The following is a 25,167-nucleotide window of genomic DNA, read 5'->3' on the forward strand; positions in this document are numbered from 1 at the left end:
TTCTCTCTTTTGTTCCTATTTGTGATAAAATAGAATGAAACGATTTTTTACAATGAATGAAAAAACAGAGGTAAATATGACAATCGGTATTGATAAGATTGGTTTTGCGACCAGTCAATATGTCTTGAAATTACAAGACTTAGCAGAAGCGAGGGGAGTTGACCCCGAAAAATTTAGCAAGGGACTCTTGTTAAATGAAATTAGTATTGCGCCACTGACTGAGGACATTGTTACCTTGGCAGCTAGTGCAAGCAACTCTATTTTAACAGACAAAGAAAAAGAAGAAATCGATATGGTCATCGTGGCGACCGAGTCAGGGATTGACCAGAGTAAGGCAGCTGCAGTCTTTGTTCATGGCCTATTAGGCATTCAACCTTTCGCTCGTAGCTTTGAAATCAAAGAAGCCTGCTATGGAGCGACAGCTGCCCTTCATTATGCTAAATTGCATGTGGAGAATTCTCCAGAGTCTAAGGTTCTGGTCATTGCCAGTGATATTGCCAAGTATGGTGTGGGAACTCCTGGTGAACCAACTCAGGGTGCTGGAAGTGTGGCGATGTTGATTACCCAAAATCCACGCATCATGGCCTTTAACAATGATAACGTTGCCCAAACGCGTGACATCATGGATTTCTGGCGTCCGAATTATTCAAGCACTCCTTATGTAAACGGCATGTACTCGACCCAACAGTATCTTGATTGCCTGACAACGACTTGGGATGAATACAAGAAACGCTATGATTGGACTATGGGTGACTTTGCAGCTATCTGCTTCCACTTGCCTTATCCTAAGTTGGCCCTAAAAGGCTTGCGCAAGATGATGGACAAAACTTTGTCTAAAGAAAAACAGGATAGTTTGCAAGAGAACTTTGATAAGTCCATCCTTTACAGTCAGATGATTGGAAATATCTACACGGGTTCCCTCTTCCTCGGGCTTCTCTCCCTTTTGGAAAATGCAGAGACTTTGAAGGCTGGAGATAAAATTGCCCTCTACAGTTACGGAAGTGGAGCGGTTTCAGAATTCTTTAGTGGTGAATTGGTCGAAGGCTATGAGGCTTACCTTGATAAGGGGCGCTTGAGCAAACTCAAACAACGTACAACATTGTCTGTTGCAGACTATGAAAAAGTCTTCTTCGAAGAATTGCAGTTGGATGAATCTGGTTCAGCCCAGTTTGCAGGTTTTGAAAATCAAGACTATGCCTTGGTTGAAATTCTCGACCACCAACGCCGTTATAGCAAGGTTGAAAAATAATGAAGTTAAGTTGGAATGGATTTTCTAAAAAATCATACCAAGAGCGCCTAGAGTTGTTGCGAGCTCAGGCGCTCCTTAGTCCTGAAAAGCAAATGAGTCTCGAGCAGGATGAACAAATCAGCTTGGCAGTTGCAGATCAGCTGAGTGAGAATGTAGTGGGAACTTTTTCTCTACCTTATTCGATCATTCCAGAGCTTTTGGTGAATGGTCAGGACTACACAGTTCCCTATGTGACAGAAGAACCGTCCGTGGTTGCTGCGGCTAGCTATGCTAGTAAAATCATCAAGCGAGCAGGTGGCTTTACTGCTCAAGTACATGAGCGCCAGATGATTGGTCAGGTAGCCCTTTATCAAGTTGCTGAACCTGAAAAAGCGCAAGAGAAGATTGCCAACAAGAAAGCCGAACTCTTGGAACTTGCCAATCAAGCCTATCCTTCTATCGTCAAACGTAGTGGTGGGGCGCGTGATTTACATGTAGAGCAGATCAAAGGTGAAACAGACTTTCTCGTTGTTTATCTTCATGTCGATACCCAGGAAGCCATGGGAGCCAATATGCTCAACACCATGCTAGAAGCCTTGAAACCAGTCTTAGAAGAACTCAGTCAGGGACAGAGTCTCATGGGAATCCTGTCCAATTACGCAACCGATTCTCTAGTGACAGCAAGCTGTCGTATCGCCTTTCGCTACTTGAGCCCTCAAAGGGACCAAGGACGAGAAATTGCGGAGAAAATAGCTTTGGCTAGCCAGTTTGCGCAGGCAGATCCTTACCGAGCAGCTACTCACAATAAAGGGATTTTTAATGGTATCGATGCCATTTTAATCGCCACGGGTAATGACTGGCGTGCTATCGAAGCTGGGGCTCATGCCTTTGCCAGTCGAGACGGACGCTATCAAGGTCTTAGTCGATGGAGTCTAGATAGGGACACAGAAGAATTGGTCGGTGAGATGACCTTACCTATGCCTGTAGCGACCAAGGGTGGTTCTATCGGTCTCAACCCCCGTGTTGCTCTCAGTCACGAACTACTGGGAAATCCTTCTGCCAAAGAATTAGCTCAAATTATCGTTTCTATCGGACTGGCACAAAACTTTGCGGCTCTGAAAGCCTTGGTGAGTACGGGCATCCAGCAAGGCCACATGAAGTTGCAGGCCAAATCCTTAGCTCTCCTAGCAGGTGCTAGTGAGTCTGAAGTTGCTCCCCTAGTTGAGCGCCTCATCGCAGAGAAAACCTTTAACTTAGAGACAGCCCGGCGCTATCTTGAAAACTTAAGATCATAAAAAAACTCAGACGAATTCGTCTGAGTTTTTTGTACTTAAATACTTTTTCCTGGTAATAGTGTGACGGGTAAGAAGTAACCAGTTGTCGCGACCTCTTTGCCTTCGATCTTCTGCAAGAGAAGATCAACAGTGAGGTGGGCAATCTCTTTCATTGGTTGCTTAATCGTTGTCAGGTGAGGATAGTAGTTCTCGATAAAGTAGGTCCCATCATAGCCGATGACCTTGAGCTCATCAGGAACAGAGATACCTAGCTCCTGAGCGATTTTGATCACCAGGATAGCTGTCAAATCATCCGAAGCAAAAATCGCATCTGGTTTCTGATGGGTCAAGATATTTTTGATTTCCATTTCTTTTCTGACGGGAGAAAAATCACTCGAAACATTGATAATAGGCGCTTTCGGGAGAACAGAGGCAAATCCAGCATGGCGCAGTCCAGTCGGTGAGTTAGAGTTATCATTTCCTGTAATCATGATGATAGACTGGGCTCCAGTCTTGACCAGAGTTTGGGCTGCGAGGACCCCGCCACCGTAGTTATCAGAGGAGACGACAGGGATGTCTGGTGATAGATTTCGGTCAAAGGAAATAATCGGTGCCGTCACACGATTGTAGTCTTCGATTCCCAAGTTGTGACTTCCAGAAATGATACCATCGACCTGGTTGGCCTCCAGCATTTCAATGTACTCCCGTTCTTTTTCAGAGTCATGTTCGCTGTTACAGATGATGGTTTTGTAACCATTTTTGAAGAGTTGGTGTTCCAACTTGTCAATCAACTCTGCATAAAAGACATGACTGATGTTTGGAAAAATAAGTCCAATCAACTTGGCAGATTTTCCTTGGAGACTTCGAGCCAGATTATTGGGCTTGTAGCCCAATTCTCGCATGGCTTCATTAACCTTTTGGATGGTTTTCTCAGATAGATAACCCTTTTTATTGATGACCCGTGAGACGGTAGTGGGGCTGACGCCTGCAAGTTTGGCGACATCAGTTAGTTTTGCGACCATAATCTAATTCATAGTAGGTTCCGGTTGGCTTTCCAGACTTGATCAGGATACCGTTTTGATCGGCATGCGGAAAGACGCGACCAGAAAATACTTTTTCTCCTTTATTGATGAAAATTTCAAAGACAGAATTGTCGATGAAAATTGTAGCAGTAGTAGCCTGATTATCGATAGGGCAAGAACGAGTCGTCCCAAATTCTTGGGCATACTGTTCTCCAGCTTGGCTACGATCCACTGTCACTTGACCTTTTACAAGGTCAAAGTTGATGGAAAGTCCCTTGCCTTCTTTATCAGCAAGTAAGACAATCTCGCTCTGGCTATTGGCTTTCAAGTTGAGCTCGAGTTCGTAGGTGTTATTGGTTTGAGTACGATTTGAGAAGACCTCTTCAGAAGAACGAAGTTCTTTGACGGCTGATACAGGATATTGGTAGAGTTTGCCATCTTTGATAGTGAGTTCTTTGACCAATGAGAAGGTTCCTTGGTGGTCAAAACGATCAGATGGGTAAGAAACATCTGGCAGTCCAAGCCAACTTACTGCTAGTGCACGTCCATCCGGAGCGTTGAAGGCTTGAGTTGCATAGGCTTCAAAACCATAGTCTAGATTTTGCAATGGAGACACATCGACCATTTTGGCATTTTCAGGATCAAAGGAAGCCCCGATTTTGTACATGTTTGGATAGATATTGTCATAGTCTAGAACAGCCTTATCCAATCCTTGTGGGCAGTAGAGAAGGACAGGTTGCTCGCCTACAAAGACTAGATTTGGACATTCCATCATGTAGGCAGTGCGGTCGTTAGCAAAGTCTAGGTCACCAACCTTTTGCCAGTTGGTGTAGTCATTATCAATAGCCTTGTAGAGACGAACAAAGCCTTTTTTCTCCAAGTCCTGTCCACCCACGATAGCATAATATTGCCCCTTAAAGTTGAAAATTTGTGGGTCACGGAAGTGGTCGGTAGAGTCTGCTGGCTGGTCAATCAAGACCTTGTCAATCTTCGTAATCTTGCCATCTTTTCCCAAAAGAGCACCGATCTGGTATGGGTGACGAATCCAGTTTTCATCGCGGACATTTCCTGTATAAAATAGGAACAAGTTATCGCCAAACTGCATGGCAGAACCAGAGTAGGCCCCGTGGCTATCTAATGGAGTATCTGGCAAAACTTTGACTCCAGTTTCTGTAAAGTGCACCAGATCATCACTTTCAAGCTGCACCCAAGACTTCAAGCCATGAGCTGCACCAAAGGGGAAATTCTGGTAAAAGAGAATCCATTTACCATCAAAATAGGAAAAGCCATTTGGATCATTGAGAAGCCCCATTTTTGGCTCGACATGGTAACGAGTATGCCAAGGAGATTGTGCCATCTTTTCCTTGATTTGCTTGATTTCATTATTAGACCAGTCTTCATAGCGTCTGTAACGGCGCTCGGTTGTCCATTCCATTTTATCTTTCCTCCATAAGTTCTATTCTATTATTAATAGTAAACGTTTTCGACAAAAAAAGCAAGCCTTTTATGTTAAAAAAAAGAAAAATATGTCAAACGATTGCCATAAATCAAGTAAAGGAAATCTGGCAAATTTTCACGAAAAAATGAAAGAAAATGTAAACAAAAGCCTTGATTCCTCAAGTATAAAGATATTTTTTTGAGGAAAAAGAGAATAACCCTCAAAAACGAGCAAAAATAATCAGAGAAAAAAGAAAGGGAATAAAAAATTCTGCAAAACGCTTGACATATTTTAGAAACATGATAAAATAATAGTCGTAGGGCGGATAAAATCGCTTTCAAACACTTTACAAAATTTTATATAAGGAGATTTTTGCAAATGAACAATCAGGATATTGCAAAAAAGGTCATCGAAGCCCTTGGTGGACGTGAAAATGTCAACAGTGTAGCCCACTGTGCGACTCGTCTACGTGTCATGGTCAAAGATGAAGGGAAAATCAAGAAGGAAGTGATTGAGAACTTGGATAAAGTTCAAGGAGCTTTCTTTAACTCAGGCCAATACCAAATCATCTTTGGAACTGGTACAGTAAACAAGATGTACGACGAAGTGGTTGCACTTGGTTTGCCAACATCTTCTAAAGAAGATATGAAAGCAGAAGCTGCTAAACAAGGAAACTGGTTCCAACGTGCTATCCGTACTTTCGGTGATGTCTTTGTACCAATCATTCCAGTTATCGTAGCGACAGGTCTCTTCATGGGTCTTCGTGGTCTCTTGAACGCTCTTGGAATCACACTTCCAGAAGATGTTACCATTTACAGCCAAATCCTCACAGATACAGCTTTCATCATCTTACCAGGTTTAGTTGTTTGGTCAACCTTCCGTGTATTCGGTGGTAACCCAGCCGTTGGTATCGTCCTTGGTATGATGCTCGTATCTGACTCACTTCCAAATGCCTGGGCTGTTGCTTCTGGTGGTGAAGTAACTGCAATGCAGTTCTTCGGATTTATCCCAGTTGTAGGTTTGCAAGGTTCAGTTCTTCCAGCCTTCATCATCGGGGTTGTCGGAGCTAAATTTGAAAAAGCTGTTCGTAAAGTTGTTCCAGATGTACTTGACCTCTTGGTAACACCGTTCGTAACACTCCTTGTAATGTCAATCCTTGGATTGTTTGTTATCGGACCAGTCTTCCACGTTGTTGAAAGTTACATCCTCATTGGAACAAAAGCTATTCTTAACTTGCCATTCGGACTTGGTGGTTTCTTGATTGGTGGAGTTCACCAATTAATCGTCGTATCAGGTGTTCATCACATCTTCAACTTGCTTGAAGTTCAATTGCTTGCTGCTGACCATGCTAACCCATTCAACGCTATCATCACAGCTGCCATGACTGCTCAAGGTGCTGCGACAGTAGCCGTTGGTGTGAAAACTAAAAATCCTAAACTGAAAACACTTGCTTTCCCAGCTGCTCTTTCTGCCTTCCTAGGTATTACTGAGCCTGCTATCTTCGGGGTTAACTTGCGTTTCCGTAAACCATTCTTCCTTTCATTGATTGCTGGTGCAATCGGTGGTGGATTGGCATCTATCCTTGGACTTGCTGGTACTGGTAATGGTATCACAGTCATCCCTGGTACAATGCTTTACATTGGTAACGGACAACTTCTACAATACCTTCTTATGGTAGCTGTATCATTTGTACTTGGTTTTGCTCTTACTTACATGTTTGGTTACGAAGATGAAGTAGAAGAAGTTTCAGGAGCAATTTCTGAAGCTGAAACTGACCGTTTAACAGAAGAAGCAGTAACTGGTACTGTGGTTTCACCTAGCGAAGGTGTTATCCAAACACCAATCGTTGGTGACGTTGTTGCTCTTTCAAATGTGAATGACCCAGTATTCTCAAGTGGAGCTATGGGACAAGGTATCGCCGTGAAACCTAGCCAAGATGTTGTTTATGCACCAGCTGATGCTGAAGTAACAATCGTCTTCCCAACTGGCCATGCTTATGGATTGAGAACAGCTAACGGTGCTGAAATCTTAATTCACGTTGGTATCGACACTGTTTCAATGAACGGTGAAGGCTTCAACCATAAAGTTGCCCAAGGTGACAAGGTTAAAGCTGGAGATGTTCTTGGAACATTTGACTCAGCTAAGATTGCTGCTGCAGGTCTTGATAACACAACTATGGTTATCGTAACAAACACTGCAGACTTTGCTTCAGTAAATCCAGTTGCTTCTGGATCAGTTGCTAAGGGTGACGCAATCATCGAAGTTAAAGCTTAATAAAACAAAAAAACGAACAAATGTCATGTTTGTTCGTTTTTGCTTGAATGGTAAAATTTACAGAGGAAAATCTAAAATATTGAGCAATTTTCAGTCTGGAAATATGCTATAATAAAGAAAATAAATACAAGAGGTTAATCATGACAAAACTATACGGAAGCTTGGAAGCGGGCGGTACAAAATTTGTCTGTGCTGTCGGAGATGAAAACTATAACGTTGTAGAAAAGGTACAATTTCCTACAACAACACCTATTGAAACAATCGATAAAACCATCGAGTTCTTCTCAAAATTTGACAATCTTGCAGGACTTGCCATTGGTTCATTTGGTCCAATCGATATCGATAAAAACTCAAAAACTTATGGATTTATCACAACAACTCCAAAACCTAACTGGGGAAATGTCGACTTGCTTGGTGCTCTTCGTCGCGCTCTAAACGTGCCTATGTATTTTACGACAGACGTAAACAGTTCTGCATACGGTGAAGTGGTTGCTCGTAATAATGCCGGCGGTCGTATCGAAAACTTGGTTTATTACACAATCGGTACAGGTATCGGTGCAGGTGTTATCCAACGTGGCGAGTTTATTGGCGGTGTTGGTCACCCTGAGATGGGTCATTATTATGTGGCTAGACACCCAATGGATATTGAAAAAGAATTTAATGGCGTCTGTCCTTTCCACAAGGGCTGTTTGGAAGGCTTTGCGGCTGGTCCAAGTCTAGAAGCTCGTACAGGTGTTCGTGGCGAAAACATCGAACTCAACAGCTCTGTCTGGGATGTTCAAGCCTACTATATCGCTCAGGCTGCGGTCAATGCTACTGTGACTTTCCGTCCAGATGTGATCGTCTTTGGTGGTGGCGTTATGGCCCAACAACACATGCTGGACCGTGTGCGTGAGAAATTTACAGCTCTTCTCAATGGTTACCTACCAGTGCCAGACGTGCGTGACTACATTGTCACTCCAGCAGTCGCAGGAAATGGTTCTGCAACACTTGGGAACTTTGTCCTTGCTAAGAGTGTCGCAAAATAAAACAAAGAAAACATCCGCTTGGGAAACCAAACGGATGTTTTCTTTGAAGGCAATTTTTTTGAGCCTTTCCTTAAGTGATGACGGACGGTAGCGACTTTCTTCGAAATTCCATACCTAAACTTTGAGCCTAATGTCTCAAAGTTCCCGAACACCTGAAACCATTAGATTTCAGGTGTTTTTATCACGACGGAAAGGCTGGGTAAGTCCTCGATTCACTATCGAAAAGAGGCATGATTTCCATACTAAAGTATATTTAGTATCAGGCTATAGTCTATCTATGATCTAAAAATCCGTTTGGTTTCCCAAACGGATTTTTCTATTCTCAAAACATCTGCCAGAAGAAATCAATGATATAGGTCAAACCATAAGTATAAACCACTAGGGTAAAGGGCTTGGTCAAAACGATGATAATCATATAGCGTTTGAAGGTCATCTTGGTCAGGGCGGCCAGCATACACAGAAAGTCAGCCGGGCTAACTGGCCAGATCATCATAAAGATAAAGAACCGCTCGAAACGATTGCCTTTATCTAGCCAACCGATGTACTTGTCATAGGTGCGCTTGCTGACGACCGACTGAACAAAGGCAGCTCCATAGAGACGTACCAGGTAAAAGATAATGGCACAGCCAATCACGATGCCGATATAGTTATAGATAGTTCCGATGATGTGGCCGTAAATAAAGACCCCAGCCACTGAGGTCAAAGCTCCCGGGATGATCGGAACGACGGTTTGTAGGATCTGTAAAAAGATAAAGAGTGGTGGCCCCCAAACCCCAGCTTGCTGGATAAAGGCCGATAGGGTTTCCTTGGACTGTAAGACTCCTGCCTGATAGGCCCAAATACAGAAAATCAAGGTGCCGACTCCCCCGACGATAGATGAGATATTGATGACTTGCTGAAGAAGGGGAGAAACAGCTTTCATTTGCTTATCCTGTGACATGTAAACTCCTCATAGATAGTATGATTCTACTATACCATATTTTATGGAGAAAAACTATCTGGATTATCTGACTGGTGAAATAAGTGTGGTAAAATGAGAATAAGAAAATGACGGTATAGAATGAGGGGTATCATGTTAGATTTAAACTTTAAAGGAAGCTGGCGCCAATATCAAAAACAGGTATTGGATTGTTTTCAGGACTATCAAGCAGACGGTCATGTTCATCTAGTGGCTGCTCCAGGGTCTGGAAAGACAACCATTGGTATCGAGCTAATCGCTCGTTTTGGCAACCCAGCCCTCATCTTAGTTCCGACTGTCACCATTCGCGAACAATGGGTGGATAGAATACAAACTGCTTTTCTAGAGGATGGTCAGAGGCTTTCAGACCTCGTGTCCCAAAACTTAAAGGAGATGAAGGTATTAACGATTGTGACCTATCAGGCTTTTCATAGCGCCATGAACCAACTTCAATCACAAGAAGATGGAGAAGCAGAGGATTTTGTGGGATTTGATTTGCTTGCAAGCTTAAGAGCTCAGAAAGTTGCGACTCTTTGTTTGGACGAATGCCACCACCTGCGCAATGAATGGTGGAAAAGTCTGGAAGCCTTTCGCAAGCAGTATGAACCGCTGCAAGTCATCTCCCTGACAGCGACACCACCTTATGACAGCGAGCCTGAACTCTGGGAACGCTATATCCGTATGTGTGGGGAGATCGATCAAGAAATCACGGTACCTGAACTAGTCAAGGAAGACACTCTTTGCCCTCATCAGGATTTTGTCTATATGTGTTCACCAACAGCTGAAGAGGCGGAACGTCTCAAACGGTTTGAGGAGACTAAGTGGGACTATATTCATCACCTTATAGTCGATCCTGATTTTCAAACATTTGTAGCAGGATCTAAGGTCCTCAAAGGGGATATTTCATCTGATTTGCTTTTAGAAAATCCCAAGTACTTGTCTGCTATATTGATTTATATGCATTCTCAGGTATTAACGATTTCTCCCTCTTTACAAAATTTACTGGGAACCCAGAAGCTTCCAGCATTGACCTCCTACTGGCTGGAGACGCTGTTGCAGAGCATACTCTATCAGACACCAGATTGGTATAAGGATCCAGATGGATATAAGAAAAAGTTAGAGGCTGACTTGAAGGCGCGTGGGTTGGTGGAAAAACGTCAGGTTTATCTGGTTAAGTCCAAGGCTTCCGATCAGCTTTTAACCCAATCTCTAGGGAAGTTGTCTGCCATTGCCGATATCTTTTTGACGGAGTATGAGAGTCTAGGTCAGGAACTGAGACAGTTAGTACTAGCTGACTATATTCGCAAGGATTTTGCCACCTATCTGGGAGATAATCAGGCAACCATTTCTCAGTTGGGGGTTCTCCCTTATTTTGAAAGCATTCGTCGAAAAGCTCAGGAACAAGAGATACCTGTGTCTTTGGCTGTCTTGTCAGGTAGTGTCGTTATTTTGCCTACCGATGTGGCAGCAGAGTTGAAGGAGCTCTTGCCTCAGGTTCCTCTTAGTTTCTCATCTATTGGCCACTTGGATCAAAAAGATTATGTGCAGGTTGGTTTTCCAAGCTCAGCTAAGGGAATCGTAGCGGCAGTGACGGAGCTTTTTCAACGAGGACGGATTCAAGTCCTAGTCGGAACCAAATCTCTCCTTGGAGAGGGTTGGGATGCTCCTTGCGTTAATTCCCTAATCCTCGGAAGCTTTGTGGGGAGCTTTATGCTGAGTAACCAGATGCGCGGGCGTGCCGTTCGTATCTGGCCGGGACATCCAGAAAAGACCAGCAACATCTGGCATCTGGTAGCCGTTCAAGCGCAAGCACTCATCACTCTTCCTGGTGAGGAGCCTAGACCAGAGAGCAATCAGGATCTGCAGACCTTGTCGCGACGGATGGAGCATTTTCTTGGATTGGCCTATAATCAGGAGAGTATTGAGACCGGTTTGGATCGTTTGGATTTTCCAAAGCCCCCTTTTAAGAAAAATCAAATTAGTGAGTACAATGAGCGAGTTAAGAGTCTCTCCAAGGATCGATCAGGCTTGAGACAAAAATGGCAGGAAGCTCTTGTCGTAGCGGATCAGTTCGAGGTAGTTACAGAAGTCGCAACTCAAAAACAGAAAATTCCAGTCATGCTCTTGCTTGATGCATTAAAATGGGTTCGCATGTCATTGCTCTTGTTGGCAGTGGATTTGTTGGTCTTGCTATTTAGACTGAGACTGATCGGTGTTTGGTGGCTTACGACAGCCTGTCTCCTCTTTTTGGCCTTTGCCTCTTGGCGTTACCTCCGCTATAAGAGTCCTTATAAACGATTGCAGTCTCTGGGTGAGCAAATCCGAAAGGCTATGCTAGATTCGGGGCATCTAACGGATGATCAATCCCGTGTTCAGGTAGAGGATGACAAGGAAAACTACATGGTCTTTGCCTATCTCAAGGGAGGAAGCATGAGGGACAAGGAGTTGTTTGCACATACTTTGGGAGAGTTCTTTGCTCCAGTGGACAACCAGCGCTATCTCTTGAAGGCAGAGAAAGTCCGACAAGGTCAGTCACCTTACTATGTCGTGCCTAGTCTTTTTGACAAGCGCAAGGAAGAAGCACAGAAATTCCTCGACTTTCTGACGCCGACTATCGGACGCTATCATCTCGTCTACACACGAACAGAGACCGGAAGGAAAATCCTTCTAGAAGCTCGTATCAAAGCTCTCTCTAACAAAAACGACCGTATCTTGACTAAGAAGAAGGTTAAAAGTCAGTTGGAGTAGGGGCGTATGGGAAAATCTATCTGAAACATGATATAATATAGTAAAATTGTGCATTATAAAGGAGAGAATGATGCAAGTAAAACCAGAACTGGAGATAGAAAAACAACTGATCACCCAACTGGTAACTGGTGAAAGCCAATGGACTTATAGAGAAGACCTCAAAACAGAAGAACAACTATGGGATAATTTCTTTGAGAAACTAGCCCAAAACAACGTTGCTCTGCTAGCAGACCATCCCTTGACTGAACAGGAAAAACGCCAGATTCAGAATCAACTCAACTTTGTTAGCTACTATGATGCTGCCAAGTGGTTGGTCGGAGAAAATGGCATTGCCAAGGTTGAGGTCCAAAGAGAAGATGCGAGCCTAGGCACCATCCGTTTGTCAGTCATTTGGCGTGACAATATCGCAGCAGGAAAGTCTAGCTACGAAGTTGTCAATCAAGTCCAACGAGAAAAAGTAAATCCTCTGGATCAAGACCGTAGATTGGATGTTACTCTTCTCATCAACGGCTTACCCATGATTCAAATCGAGCTCAAGAGTTCCCAAGCAGCATTTATCGATGCTTTTCATCAGATAAAAAAATATGACCGCGAAGGGAAATTCCGTGGTATCTACTCTAGCTTGCAGATGTTTGTTGTGACCAATAAGATCGATACACGCTATATCGCCGCAGCTAGGGAAAATAAACTCAACAAGCAATTTCTAACCAAGTGGGTGGATAAGGACAATCATCCTGTGACAAATTTGACTAGCTTTGCTCACGAAGTCCTTTCCATCCCTCGCGCTCACCAGATGGTCATGCAGTATTCTGTCATTGATGATAGCAAGAAATCTCTCATCCTCTTGCGCCCCTATCAGATTCATGCCATCGAAGCGGTGCAGGAGGCATCTCGCCAGCAAGCATCAGGCTATGTCTGGCACACAACAGGTTCAGGAAAGACCCTGACTTCCTATAAGGTAGCGAGGAATCTCCTTCAGATTCCGTCTATCCAAAAGACGATTTTTGTCGTTGACCGCAGGGACTTGGACCAACAAACCACATCGTCCTTTCTCTCTTATGCGACTAATGACGTCATCGATATCGATGAGACGGATAATACCCATGATTTGGTCAAGCGACTAGGAAGTAATGACAAGCGTGTGGTGGTAACCACCATCCAGAAAATCACTACTATGATGCGCAAGTTTGACCAAGGCCTTTACCAACGAGATGCGGACAAAATCAAGGGTCTTCGAGTGGCCTTTGTAGTGGATGAATGCCACCGTGCCGTGACGCCACAAACACAAAAAGACATTAAAGCCTTTTTCCCCCAGTCCCTCTGGTATGGATTTACAGGGACGCCTATTTTTAAGGAAAATAAACGCCAGCAGGTCGGCGACCTCGCCCAAACCACCCAGCAACAGTATGGAGACCGTCTCCATGAATATACGGTCAAGGAAGCCATACATGACGGAGCTGTCTTAGGCTTTAAGGTAGACTATCGCAATACCCTCATCACAGACCAGTCTGAAAATGAAATACCTGATAGCGTCTATGAGAATGAGGAGCACATGCTGGAAGTCTTAGATGCCATTATCAATAAATCCCGTCAACAACTAGGCTTCCAAAAAGGAGTGGGTAAGACCTACAATGCCATCCTGACTGTCAAGTCCATCCCTCAAGCCCAAGCCTACTATGACCTACTCAAAAGAGTCAAGGCTGGTCAGACACGTGTCAAAGTATCTGAGAGGGTCAAGCAGGTCCTTCCAGACTTTCCAAAGGCGACCATCACCTACTCTGTCACTGAAAACGAAGAGGACTCAAGAGCCAACCAAGACCACATGAAGCAGGTCTTAGAGGACTACAACCAAGAGTTTGATACTCACTTTACCATGGCGGATCTTCGTGGCTTTAACACCGATGTCAATAACCGTCTAGCTAGGAAACAGGATAAATACCTCTATCGCAATGAGCAGTTGGACTTGGTTATCGTGGTCAATCGTCTCTTAACAGGATTTGATGCACCTTGTCTATCGACCCTCTTTATCGATCGTAAACCAATGCAACCGCAGGACTTGATTCAGGCCTTTAGTCGAACCAACCGTATTTTTGATTCTAGTAAGACCTATGGTCATATCATCACTTTCCAAAAGCCCCTAGCATTTAAGGAAGCAGTGGATAATGCCCTCAAACTCTACTCAAATGGTGGAGAAAATGAGGTCCTAGCGCCGAGCTGGGAAGAGGAAAAGAGAAACTTTTTGCGGAGTTGCAGTGATTTCCAAAATCTCATCACCGATGATCCTGAGGAAGGCCTTCAAATCGAGCAAATCTCTACACCTGAGTTGAGAAAGCTCGCCAAGGCCTATCAAGTCTTTGATAAATATCTAGCCTCTATCCGAGTGTATAAAGAGTATGATGAGGAAGAGATCTACGCCCAGACAGGACTAAGCGCAGAAGAATTGGAAAACTATCTAGGCTTTTATCAAAATATCCTTGCAGAATTAAAAAGCCGAAGAGATGATGGTGGTGAGGATGGGGAACCCCTTGATATCCACTATGAACTAGAGTCTATCCAAGTGGATGAGATCAACTATGCCTATATCTTGACCTTAATCCAAAGCCTGATCGAGCAAGGTCAGAGTCAAGAAAAGAACCTAAGAGCTCAAGATAGAGAAGCAGTGGATACCTATATTCATAGCCTTGAGAAGACCAATCCTAATCTTGCCCAGATCATTACTAAACTTTGGAGAGAAGTTCAAGCAAATCCAGAAAGCTATCGTGGTCAGTCCATTGCCAATATCTTGGATCAGATGATCGAGGCGATTATCCAGCAACATATCCAAGTCTTTAGCAAGCGTTGGTATGTTGGAGAGGATGAACTCCGTTACTATGTCGAACACTACCGCAAGGGAGTCAAGAAACAACTGGGAGAGAGCCAGCTGACCAAGAGCCAGCGCTATCAGGACTATAAGATAGAAGTGGCAGATGCCCTCAATCCTCTCCTCTATAAAAAACAAATCAAAGAAGCCTATACTCAACTGATAGAAGAAGTGATTGATCCGCTTAGGGTTGGGAGGTAGTAACTTTTCATTTGTTTTAAATAACAGTTCTGTATTTACAATATTTTATGAATGATATTTATGATAAAAGAGCGTTACAGAATTAACTTTTTTTATTATAAGTGATTAATTAGGGCGATAAGAAGTGAACAAAGGAGTTTAAATGAAAGGAAAATATACTGATTACTATCAATACGATGAAATATCATCTCATTGCTTTCATATTGTTTTTGATATAGATGCATCTAATAATATTGTTCAAAATGAAAAAGCTTGGATTGAAGAAATATTTGATGCAATTCCTTTTTTTGCATTAGGACAGGATAAAGCATTAGAAATTTCTAAAGATAGTCCTAGAAAGGCTGTAAAACAAGGAATAAAATTACTATATGATATTAAAGAGATAAGAGAAGCAAATAAAGAATATTTAACTAACCCTAAATTGAAGTTTGATGATAAATACCTAAAAAGAGGAGAATTTGGAGAGCTTATTTTATACTACTTATTACAAGAAAAATTGGGAAAACCTCAATTAATATCTAAGCTTTATTTTAAGGATAGTTATAATTCCGTTGTTCATGGTTTCGATGCCGTCCATTTTGATAAAAATTCAAAAGAACTGTGGATTGGAGAGAGTAAATTTTATATAAATAAGAACAGTGCTTTGAGAGACTTAGTTGATGATTTGTACAAACATTTTAATATTGATTTTTTTAATCAAGAGTTTGCAATTATAAAGAGAAGGTTTGGTGATTTGGGTATTCAAGATGATGATATAAATACTTTAGTTGATCCACAAACAAAATTATTATCAAAAATAATAAATATTAATGCCTGTTTCTTTGCATTATTTGACAGTGAGATTGTAAATAGTTTTTCATATGAGGTTGGTACAGATAAACCATCTCAACAATTTTTAGATGTATTAAAAAAAGCAGTAGAAAAAACTAAAGTTGATTTTGATAAAAAAATTTCAACATATCCTTATAAAGATAAGTTGAAAATACATTTATTTCTGTTTCCTGTGAATAGCAAATATGAACTAATTCAGGCACTACACGAAAAGTTGAAAAGAGAGCAAGCATTATATGACAATTGACGAATTAAGAGATTTTGACTTTTGTTTTAATTTAGCAAAAGAGATTTCTGTAAGTAATGACAGCAAAAAACTAATTGATGTTATTGAAAACTGGGAATATGTTCACCATGAAGTACGGACAGTTTTTTTAAGTTTAATTGAAGGTTTTGGGTTTTATCCTTATTTGAATGATGGAGTGGAATTAGATCTTGCTACATTAATCCGTAGAGAGTATCATAAATCTCAATTTGTTAATAAACAAGGAAATAGTATTGTTTTTCATTATGAACAAAAGATTTTGGAAGAAAAAATAAATAAAAAACAAAATTTAGTAGTTTCTGCCCCAACGAGTTTTGGTAAAAGTTTATTAATTGAAGAATTTGTTGCGAGAAGAAAGTATGAAAATATATTGATAATTCAACCCACTCTTGCTTTAATTGATGAAACAAGAAGAAAACTTAGTCATTATTCTGACTATTATAATATCGTCGTTAATACTCACCAGGAAATTGGAGAAAAAAATTTGTTCATATTAACAAGTGAACGGGTTTTAGATATTTTTCCAAATATAGACGATATTGATTTATTTATTATTGACGAATTTTATAAAATAGCCAATAATAAAAAAGATGATCGAGTAAGTCATTTAAATATTGCATTTTATAAAATTATGAAATTCAAGCCTCAATTACTATTTCTTACTCCTTTAGTTGATGATATTTCAGAAGACTTTATAAGAAAATATGATATTCAATTTTACAGAACAGACTATAGTTTAGTAAATCAAAAAGCAAAACAGATTTCATACGAATCAGAAGACGAAAAGGAAGAAAAATTATTTCAATTATTAAATGATTTATCAGAACCGACGATAGTTTATGTTCGTTCTCCAAAAAGATCAGAAAATCTTGCCAAAAAGTACATGGAACAATTTTCTTTAAAGGAAAAGAAAAAATTTCCTGTTTTTGAATGGATTGATGAAAATATTTCTTCAGATTGGATTCTTAAAAAATTCTTAGAGAATGGGATTGGCCTACACAATGGTCAGTACCCTCGCCATATCGTCAATAGTCAGTTAGATTATTTTAATAGTGGTGATTTAAAAATTATTTTTGCAACTACTTCTTTAATTGAGGGTGTAAACTCAATCGCAAAAAATGTAGTCATATATGATATGCTCAAAGGAACTCATAAAATAACTTACTTTGATTTTAATAATATAAAAGGTCGAGCAGGTCGAATGATGAAGCACTATACTGGGAATATTTTTTATTTTGATAACCCTCCTGAAAGAAAGGATGAATTTATAGATATCCCTGTTGTTGATCAAGATTATGATTTGCAAAGTGAAATTTTATTAAATATTGATGAGAACGATTTAAAACAGAGTAAACTAGAAGACTTTCAAAAACTGGTAGAGGGAGTTCCTGAAGATTTAATAGAGATATTTAAAAATAATTATTACGATGTAGAAAAGCAGAAATCATTATTTAAATACCTAATTTCAAATGGCGAGCAACTTGATGTACTAAATTGGAGCACACCTATGCCTGATTATGATGTTTTATCTGAAACGTTTAGAATTATAAATGAAGGATTAATAGGAAAAGGAGGAGCGGTACATAGATATACTGCGAAAAAATGTCAGCAGATTATAAATAATAATCTTTCAAGTGCAATCCAAACAGAGTTGCAACACCTTTATAATAAGGAAGAGAACTCTTATAAAGAAAGAGAAGAACTTTTGAATGAAGCAATATCAAATATTTTTTCTTTCATCAAGAATCAAGCAAAATATGAAATACCTAAAGTTTTATCTATTCTACAAAGTATTGTGAATTATATTCAAAAAAGTGATTCAGCTGACTATTCTTTATTTATTGCAAAATTAGAACACGAAGGTGTTGATGAAAATTTAAGTGTCTTATTAGATTTTGGTGTACCGTCTTCTGCATTAAGAAAGATAAGAATTCCAAGAGATGTTGAAGCAATCGACTATGTGAAAGAAAACTTAGAACTTTTAAGTAATAGATTATTAAATTACGAAATTGCAAAATTAAGTCAAATATAAGCTGCGTAAGTGATTTTATACTAAAATAATTTATAAAGTGGAGGATAAAAAATGCCTTATAACAATCCATATGATTTAATTACTAAATCTAGACAAATCCGTAGGCTTTGTCATTTCACACATGTTTCAAATTTAAGTAATATACTAAAAAATGGTATTTTGTCATCAAGAAATATTCCTTATAGTAAATGGAATGATAAAGATAGAGCTGATGGTTATACAGAGTACGTATGTACATCTGTAGAATTACCTAATACATATTGTTTGAATAACATGGTACAGAAAACCGGAACGAATATTGAAGACTGGATTATCTTTAAAATTAATCCTTATATTATTGACGATACAAGCCTATTTTGCCCTGTCAATGCAGCTAAGGAATGTGGTAAATATGTGAGTGATGGAGTTGAAGCTTATGAATCTATATTTCTGAATGATGGATGGGATAGGAATTCTAAATGGATTTCTAGTATCCCTTCTAATTTACAGGCAGAAGTATTGATAAAAGAGTGCATTCCAGTTAGCCAAATTGAAGCTATTATTTTTCATGAAAATTTTTTTGACGATGATATCTTTAAATTAGTAAATCAAGCAAATATTGAGTTAAGACAATCAACAGATTTATTTGATAGTTACAAGACACTTAGATGGTTAAATAGTGGAAGAGTTCCATTCGACTTTCCAGTAAATTTAAATGATTATAGGGAGTAAAGATGGCTTATAGACCAGTATTTTATGGAGATGCTTTTGGGTATAAAAAGCACATGATTGATTTTGAGTTTTTCACAGGATTTTCTTTGTCTCAAAAACAAAAGTCAATTCAATCCTTGCATAATAGTATTATTAGGAATTTTCCAGGTAGAAAGATACTAGAAGTATCTAGTAAATCTCTTGACGAAATAGGTAGACAAGCTAGTGCATTTAACTTAAATGTAATTTTAAAATCTGGAAAAGAGTTTTCTGTTGAACAGATTTTTCAAGGGAGTAAGAAATTTAGGCGAGGTGGCTCTCAACTGCACTTGATAGATCAAATGACGTCAAAAGAATTAAAAAAGTATATTGGTAAACTTCACCAAGTTGATGAATTAGTTTCTTTTGAATCTTTTGGTCAAATATTTCCACTAAAACCTCAAACATTTTTTTATAATTGGCTTTATATTAACTCTCTTCACAAAAACCAATTCTTGGCTAATCAAATTATAAATTATGATACATTTACTGATATAGAATTTAATCCAAATAAATCAAAAAATTGTCAAGCTGAAGCATGCTCTATTTATGTTTACTTATACAAGAGTAATTTGCTAGATTATGCTTTATCTAGTAAAGAGAATTTTCTGCAAGTTGTTTACCGAGAACAAACATGCAACTCTTGCTCTAATATTGAAGGGAATGATAGTAAAGAAATTTCATTGTTTGGTTATGAAGAAGAACTCAAATCATTAAGAGAATCTTATTCCAAAAAAGTTCCTAAATATAGAAATAGTAGCTTTAATGATGAATGGATTCGCCAAAGCCTTGGAAAAACTGTCGAAATAATTATGGGGCAATCACCCGATAGTAAAAACTATACTGATAATCCAAATGATTATATATTAGTACAAGGTAATGCAGATATGCAGAATGGTAGGGTTGTCCCAAGAGTCTGGACAACACAGATTACAAAGTTAGCTGAAAAAGGTGATTTTATATTAAGTGTTCGAGCACCTGTTGGAGATATAGGTAAGACAGATTATAATGTTGTTATCGGACGTGGGGTAGCGGCAATAAGAGGAAATGAGTTTATATTTCAATTATTGTCAAGGATGAAGCAAACAAATTATTGGGCAAAATTTTCTACAGGTTCAACTTTTGAGAGCATTAATTCAAGTGATATAAAATCAGCTGAAATTTATTTACCAAGTCAAGACGAACAATCCGCCATCGGCTCCCTCTTCCACACCCTCGATGACCTTCTGTCTAGCTACAAGGACAATCTCGCCAACTACCAATCTCTCAAGGCGACCATGCTCTCAAAGATGTTTCCGAAGACTGGACATACGGTACCTGAGATTCGCTTGGATGGATTTGAAGGTGAATGGAAAGAAAAGGAATTCAGTAAACTTGTAAAAAGAGTTACTCAAAGTTCTGACTCGGATTCATTGCCAAAGGTTGAGTTTGAGGATATTGTTTCTGGCCAAGGTCAACTGAATAAAGATATTAGTAGAAAATTTGATAATCGTAAAGGTATACACTTTAAACCTGGATACACATTATATGGGAAATTACGTCCATATTTAAATAATTGGCTTCTGCCGAAATTTGAGGGAGTAGCTTTAGGAGATTTTTGGGTATTTGATCCAAATGGAAATGATTCAAATTTTATTTATTATTTAGTTCAATCAAATCGCTATCAAAAAGTTGCTAATGACACATCTGGTACTAAAATGCCTCGTTCAGATTGGAAGTCAGTTTCAACAACTGTTTTTGCAATTCCACAAACAATTGCAGAACAACAAGCCATCGGCGCCTATTTCTCAAATCTCGATAACCTCATCGCTACTCACCAAGAAAAAATTTCTCAGCTTGAAACACTCAAAAAGAAACTCTTGCAGGATATGTTTATATAAAAGGAGTGCAGTAAAATGTCAAAAGTAAAATCAGAAACTCTAAAGAAAGAAGAAAAACCTGTAGTAGCAATTTGCTATGATTTTGATAAAACCCTGTCTCCTGATGATATGCAAGCCCAAGGATTTATACAGAAGCTCGGGTATGAAATCAGTGAATTTTGGAAGAAATCTAATGGTTTTGCCAAGACTAACAATATGGACAAGAACCTTGCCTATATGTTTACGATGAAAACAGAATCTGAAGGGAAAGTCTTATTTACAAAAACAGAGTTAGCCAAGTTTGGTTCAGTGGTTGAACTTTTTCCAGGAGTCGAAAGCTGGTTTGAGCGTATTCGAAAATATGGTGAAGAAAACGGAGTTATTGTTGAGCATTATATCATTTCATCTGGTTTGAAAGAAATGATAGAGGGGACTTCAATAGCTAAAAATGGTGCTTTTAAGAAAATTTATGCAACTTCTTTTTATTGTGATGAAAAGGGTGTCGCAGTCTGGCCTGCTCAAGTTGTTAACTACACCAATAAGACTCAATTTCTTTTTAGAATTACCAAAGGTATTTTAGATGTCAATGACGATGCAGTGAACGATTTTGTTGCTGAAAGTGATTTACGAGTTCCTTTTAGAAATATGGTCTATTTAGGGGATAGTGATACAGATATTCCATGTATGAAGCTAGTCAAAACAAGAGGTGGCTACTCTATCGGTGTATTCAATCCAAAAACCAATGACAGAAAAAAAGTCCACAAAATGACTCAGGATAATCGTATTGATTATTTTGTTCCAGCTGACTACTCAGAAAATACAGAACTTGATAAACTAATCAAGACGATTATTAAAAAGACAGCTTATAATGAATTGTTAGAAAACAAGAAAAATGCTGATAAACTTGAAGCAAGCTTAAGAAAGCGAAAAAGAAATCCAAAACTAAGATAATTATTTGCTAAATTAAAAGAATACCGATTAAGATTTATCGAAGCTAGTATATTTGTATACAAAAGGAGTTACCATGGTATCTGTAACACAACGTATAAAAGAAATTAACCAACCTCGAGGTGGTTACCTGCCTATCAAATTATTTTCAGTAGAGCAGTTCGAAGATCACAGAGTTCTACATCCTGTAGAGTCTGTATCTCCTAGTTTAGTGGGCATTTGTGTGGACTACTTGACTCGTTTTATGAAAGGGGCAGAAGCCCGTGATGCTTTCAGAATTTCTCTCATGGGAGCTCAGATTGTGGGCATGGGAGACCTAGCAGAAGCACTTCTCGATTTGGTGACAGGATTGGATGACTTATCGATAGAAAGTGCTTGTCGTTTGGTTTCTTTTGATGTCGTTTTTCGTGCGGGGGTTAAGTATTATAAGCCTTTTGAGGAAATTTCAGTGGATGCCGAAACGATAGAGAATATTCGCATCATGGTAGAACGAAGCCTTTGCTTCTTCGATCTCTATGGTCCTTTGGTAAAAGATGGCTTTAACTTCTTTGGAGGTTATACAGATACGATTGATAAGGGGGATGGAGATTTTCTTACCAAGGATACACTGTGGGATTTTAAGGTGACTAAAACAGCTCCCAATAAAGACCATACACTACAAGTACTTGTATACTATATCATGGGTTTACATTCCTATGATCCTGACTTCCTGTCTATCGAAAATCTTGGATTTTATAACCCTCGAAAAAATATCGTTTATCAACTTCCGGTCTCTTCTATTCCTTTAGATTTGATTCGAACGATTGAAAATGAAGTGATTTGTTATAAATGATTGCTTGTTTAAAAATAAATTGCCAAACTTAGAAAGAAACACTATGGAAACAACACAAACTTCCCAGTCGCTCTACCAAGCTCTGTGGAACTCAGCGGATGTTCTCCGCTCCAAGATGGATGCCAATGACTACAAGTCCTATCTTTTGGGTATGGTCTTTTACAAGTACCTGTCTGACAAGATGCTCTTTTTCGTGGCGGAGACCATGGAGGAGGGAACAGATAGTCTTGAGACTGCCCTTGAGGTCTATCGCAACTACTATGAGGATGCGGATACCCATGAGGATCTGGTCTCTGTCATGAATGATGAGCTCAACTATATCATCAAGCCGGACTTGACCTTTACGGCTCTGGTAGCGCGTGTTAATGAGGGGACTTTCCAGCTAGAAGATCTGGCTCAAGGTTTTCGTGATATCGAGCAGAGTGACGACCTTTATGAAAACCTCTTTGAAGATATCGACCTTTACTCTAAAAAGCTAGGGGCAACTCCGCAAAAGCAAAACCAAACGGTGGCAGCAGTCATGAAGGAGTTGGCTGTGCTAGATGTGGCTGGTCATGCGGGTGATATGCTGGGGGATGCTTATGAGTATCTGATTGGTCAGTTTGCGACCGACTCGGGTAAGAAAGCTGGTGAGTTCTATACGCCTCAGCCTGTTGCCAAGCTCATGACTCAGATTGCCTTTTTAGGTCGTGAAGACCAGCAAGGCTTTACCATCTATGATGCGACCATGGGATCTGGCTCTCTCTTGCTCAATGCCAAGAAATACTCTCACAAACCGCAGACAGTTGTCTATTTTGGTCAGGAGCTCAATACCTCGACCTATAACCTAGCTCGGATGAACATGATTCTACACGGTGTTCCGGTTGAGAATCAATTTCTCCACAATGCCGATACACTTGATGAAGACTGGCCGACTCAAGAACCGACCAACTTTGACGGTGTTCTCATGAACCCTCCATACTCTGCCAAGTGGTCCGCAAGTTCTGGCTTCCTGAATGATCCTCGTTTCTCTCCTTTTGGGAAACTCGCGCCTCAGTCCAAGGCTGACTTTGCCTTTCTCTTGCATGGATATTACCACCTCAAGCAGGATAATGGGGTCATGGCTATCGTTCTTCCCCATGGTGTTCTTTTCCGTGGCAATGCTGAGGGAACCATTCGCAAGGCCTTGTTAGAAGAAGGTGCCATTGATACGGTTATCGGTCTACCTGCCAATATCTTCTTTAATACCAGCATTCCGACCACGGTCATCATTCTCAAAAAGAACCGTACCAACCGTGATGTCTACTTTATCGATGCTTCTAAGGAGTTTGATAAGGGGAAAAATCAAAATATCATGACGGATGCTCATATCGACAAGATTCTGGAAGCCTACAAGTCACGTGAGGAGATTGATAAGTTTGCCCATCTAGCGAGCTATGAAGAAATCGTAGAAAATGACTATAACCTCAATATCCCTCGCTATGTAGATACCTTTGAGGAAGAAGAAGTCGAACCACTGACAGATATCGTCAGCAAGATTAACGAGACAAATAAAGCTATCGAAAGCCAAACAGCTTCATTGCTTGAAATGCTCGGTCAACTCCACGGAACCACACCAGAAGCCGATGCTGAGTTCAAAGAGTTTTTGAAAAACTTTAAAGGGTGATGGGCTTAATTGATTCGCTCATAATTCGCTCATTTTTAAGATACAACTTTGTTTCCATATTCCCTGGAAACGGATAGAAAACAAGGAGAAAGATGGAACAAATTAACCAAAAATCCCAGTGCCAACAACTCTGGGCTAGAAACAAATACCTCGTTTTGAGCCATTCCAGCAATATTTACAATGAGATTCGCCAATATTTGAAGAATGAACAGGTGGAGCTGAGTCATGTTCAAGAACTGATTGACCGTGCTTGCCAAATTCCTGAGCATAGAGGTCAGGTTTGCAATGCCTTTCAGCATATTTGGGGCTATTTCAAAAAGAAAGCGACTGATGCTGAACGCAAGGACTATATGCTCTTGCTGGATCGCTACCGCTTTGGTCAGGCTTCCAAGCAAGACTTGATTGCTAAGACGAGAGAGTTGCTTGAACGTTACCCAAATAGCTATCTTCAAAATTCTACCTTGCTGAAAGGAGACTCCCATGAGACTTTGGCATGAGGCTTTGATTTCACAACTTCCCCGTCCGCAGCTCTTGGGGCAACATCGAGAGTGCTGCGCCCTGCGTGGCAAAGGTTGGGGCAAAAAACATGCGACGGTGGACTATGTCTTTACTCACTCGCCCTATCAACTCTATGCTTATCATCGCTTGATCATGGAGGAGATGGCAATCCGTGGCTACAATGTCAGTCCAGAGTGGCTGGACAAGAACTACCGTGGTAAGACCTGTCCTCCGTATCAAGACTTACTCGAGGAGAAGCTAGGCGAGCCCATCTATAGTGAACATGATGCAGAATACTATGAGGAGTGTTTAGCTAATCTCCGAGAGAAGGGCATTGAGCTGAAGTAAGAGTCAGGATTGGCTCCACATTATAACTCTTCTCGTCATTTTTTCGAATAATAAAAATGAGACCTTTAGAATGATTCTAAGGTCTTCTTTTTATGGGTATTAGGATTTACTTTTAATAACTTTTAAGTTATAATTAAATTGAAAAGAGG

At 40.1% G+C, this 25,167-nt stretch carries 17 protein-coding genes and 1 pseudogene; 15 read left to right on the plus strand and 3 right to left on the minus strand.

The genetic code is table 11. The annotated features are described in order from the left end of the window. Nucleotides 1-76: 76 nt before the first annotated feature. Complete coding sequence (locus B7720_RS05560) at nucleotides 77-1,249, plus strand: hydroxymethylglutaryl-CoA synthase (protein WP_084857745.1); 1,173 nt, start codon at nucleotides 77-79, stop codon at nucleotides 1,247-1,249. Next, the gene (locus B7720_RS05565) at nucleotides 1,249-2,523 is read left to right on the plus strand and encodes a hydroxymethylglutaryl-CoA reductase, degradative (protein ID WP_084856943.1); all 1,275 of its coding nucleotides are present in this window, start codon (nucleotides 1,249-1,251) and stop codon (nucleotides 2,521-2,523) included. The genes B7720_RS05560 and B7720_RS05565 overlap by 1 nt, the downstream gene beginning before the upstream one ends. 35 nt (nucleotides 2,524-2,558) lie before the next feature. On the opposite strand, the gene B7720_RS05570 is transcribed toward B7720_RS05565, so the two are convergent. Beyond that, nucleotides 2,559-3,524: a LacI family DNA-binding transcriptional regulator gene (locus tag B7720_RS05570; RefSeq protein ID WP_000225990.1), complete on the minus strand. Its 966-nt coding sequence runs from the start codon at nucleotides 3,522-3,524 to the stop codon at nucleotides 2,559-2,561. Beyond that, a complete protein-coding gene (locus B7720_RS05575) occupies nucleotides 3,505-4,959 on the minus strand; it encodes a sucrose-6-phosphate hydrolase (protein WP_084856945.1) in 1,455 nt (484 codons plus the stop codon). Before B7720_RS05575 ends, B7720_RS05570 begins: the two co-directional genes overlap by 20 nt. Before the next feature lie 381 nt (nucleotides 4,960-5,340). Here B7720_RS05575 and B7720_RS05585 point away from each other — a divergent pair, with 381 nt between their 5' ends. Beyond that, the gene (locus B7720_RS05585; RefSeq protein ID WP_049484303.1) at nucleotides 5,341-7,236 is read left to right on the plus strand and encodes a sucrose-specific PTS transporter subunit IIBC; all 1,896 of its coding nucleotides are present in this window, start codon (nucleotides 5,341-5,343) and stop codon (nucleotides 7,234-7,236) included. Between the two features lie 140 nt (nucleotides 7,237-7,376). Then, nucleotides 7,377-8,264: a fructokinase ScrK gene (scrK, locus tag B7720_RS05590; protein WP_084856950.1), complete on the plus strand. Its 888-nt coding sequence runs from the start codon at nucleotides 7,377-7,379 to the stop codon at nucleotides 8,262-8,264. A 322-nt stretch (nucleotides 8,265-8,586) separates the two neighbouring features. Here scrK and B7720_RS05595 read toward each other — a convergent pair whose 3' ends face one another. Beyond that, nucleotides 8,587-9,204: a TVP38/TMEM64 family protein gene (locus tag B7720_RS05595; protein ID WP_000076177.1), complete on the minus strand. Its 618-nt coding sequence runs from the start codon at nucleotides 9,202-9,204 to the stop codon at nucleotides 8,587-8,589. A gap of 132 nt (nucleotides 9,205-9,336) precedes the next feature. Between B7720_RS05595 and B7720_RS05600 the strand changes: the two genes are divergently transcribed. From B7720_RS05600 to B7720_RS05650, 11 genes and pseudogenes are all read left to right on the plus strand, one after another. After that, on the plus strand, nucleotides 9,337-11,970 hold the full coding sequence (locus tag B7720_RS05600; RefSeq protein WP_084856952.1) for a DEAD/DEAH box helicase family protein: 2,634 nt from the start codon (nucleotides 9,337-9,339) through the stop codon (nucleotides 11,968-11,970). Between the two features lie 67 nt (nucleotides 11,971-12,037). After that, on the plus strand, nucleotides 12,038-15,031 hold the full coding sequence (locus B7720_RS05605) for a type I restriction endonuclease subunit R (protein ID WP_084856954.1): 2,994 nt from the start codon (nucleotides 12,038-12,040) through the stop codon (nucleotides 15,029-15,031). A 142-nt stretch (nucleotides 15,032-15,173) separates the two neighbouring features. Next, nucleotides 15,174-16,109 (plus strand): HamA C-terminal domain-containing protein, encoded by a 936-nt coding sequence (locus B7720_RS05610; RefSeq protein WP_084856956.1) that lies wholly within the window; start codon nucleotides 15,174-15,176, stop codon nucleotides 16,107-16,109. Further along, nucleotides 16,099-18,159 carry a DEAD/DEAH box helicase gene (locus B7720_RS05615; protein WP_084856958.1) on the plus strand — a complete coding sequence of 687 codons (2,061 nt, stop codon included), beginning with the start codon at nucleotides 16,099-16,101 and terminating at the stop codon, nucleotides 18,157-18,159. The genes B7720_RS05610 and B7720_RS05615 overlap by 11 nt, the downstream gene beginning before the upstream one ends. Before the next feature lie 51 nt (nucleotides 18,160-18,210). After that, nucleotides 18,211-18,870 (plus strand): DarT ssDNA thymidine ADP-ribosyltransferase family protein, encoded by a 660-nt coding sequence (locus tag B7720_RS05620; protein ID WP_084856960.1) that lies wholly within the window; start codon nucleotides 18,211-18,213, stop codon nucleotides 18,868-18,870. 2 nt (nucleotides 18,871-18,872) lie between these two features. Then, nucleotides 18,873-20,768, plus strand: coding sequence for a restriction endonuclease subunit S (locus tag B7720_RS09785; RefSeq protein WP_084856962.1), 1,896 nt, complete (start codon nucleotides 18,873-18,875; stop codon nucleotides 20,766-20,768). Between the two features lie 15 nt (nucleotides 20,769-20,783). After that, nucleotides 20,784-21,680 (plus strand): annotated as a pseudogene (locus B7720_RS05630) (HAD family hydrolase); the annotation flags it as partial. 91 nt (nucleotides 21,681-21,771) lie between these two features. Next, complete coding sequence (locus B7720_RS05635) at nucleotides 21,772-22,527, plus strand: hypothetical protein (protein WP_084856966.1); 756 nt, start codon at nucleotides 21,772-21,774, stop codon at nucleotides 22,525-22,527. 43 nt (nucleotides 22,528-22,570) lie between these two features. Then, nucleotides 22,571-24,172, plus strand: a complete 1,602-nt coding sequence (locus B7720_RS05640) for a type I restriction-modification system subunit M (protein WP_084856968.1) — start codon at nucleotides 22,571-22,573, stop codon at nucleotides 24,170-24,172. A gap of 92 nt (nucleotides 24,173-24,264) precedes the next feature. Further along, entirely contained in the window at nucleotides 24,265-24,669 is a 405-nt protein-coding gene (locus B7720_RS05645) for a YbgA family protein (protein ID WP_084856970.1), read from the plus strand. Beyond that, nucleotides 24,653-25,018, plus strand: a complete 366-nt coding sequence (locus B7720_RS05650) for a TIGR02328 family protein (protein WP_084856972.1) — start codon at nucleotides 24,653-24,655, stop codon at nucleotides 25,016-25,018. Before B7720_RS05645 ends, B7720_RS05650 begins: the two co-directional genes overlap by 17 nt. Nucleotides 25,019-25,167 lie beyond the last annotated feature (149 nt).

The organism is Streptococcus oralis subsp. oralis, from assembly GCF_002096455.1.
Classification (GTDB): Bacteria; Bacillota; Bacilli; order Lactobacillales; family Streptococcaceae; genus Streptococcus; species Streptococcus oralis_CY.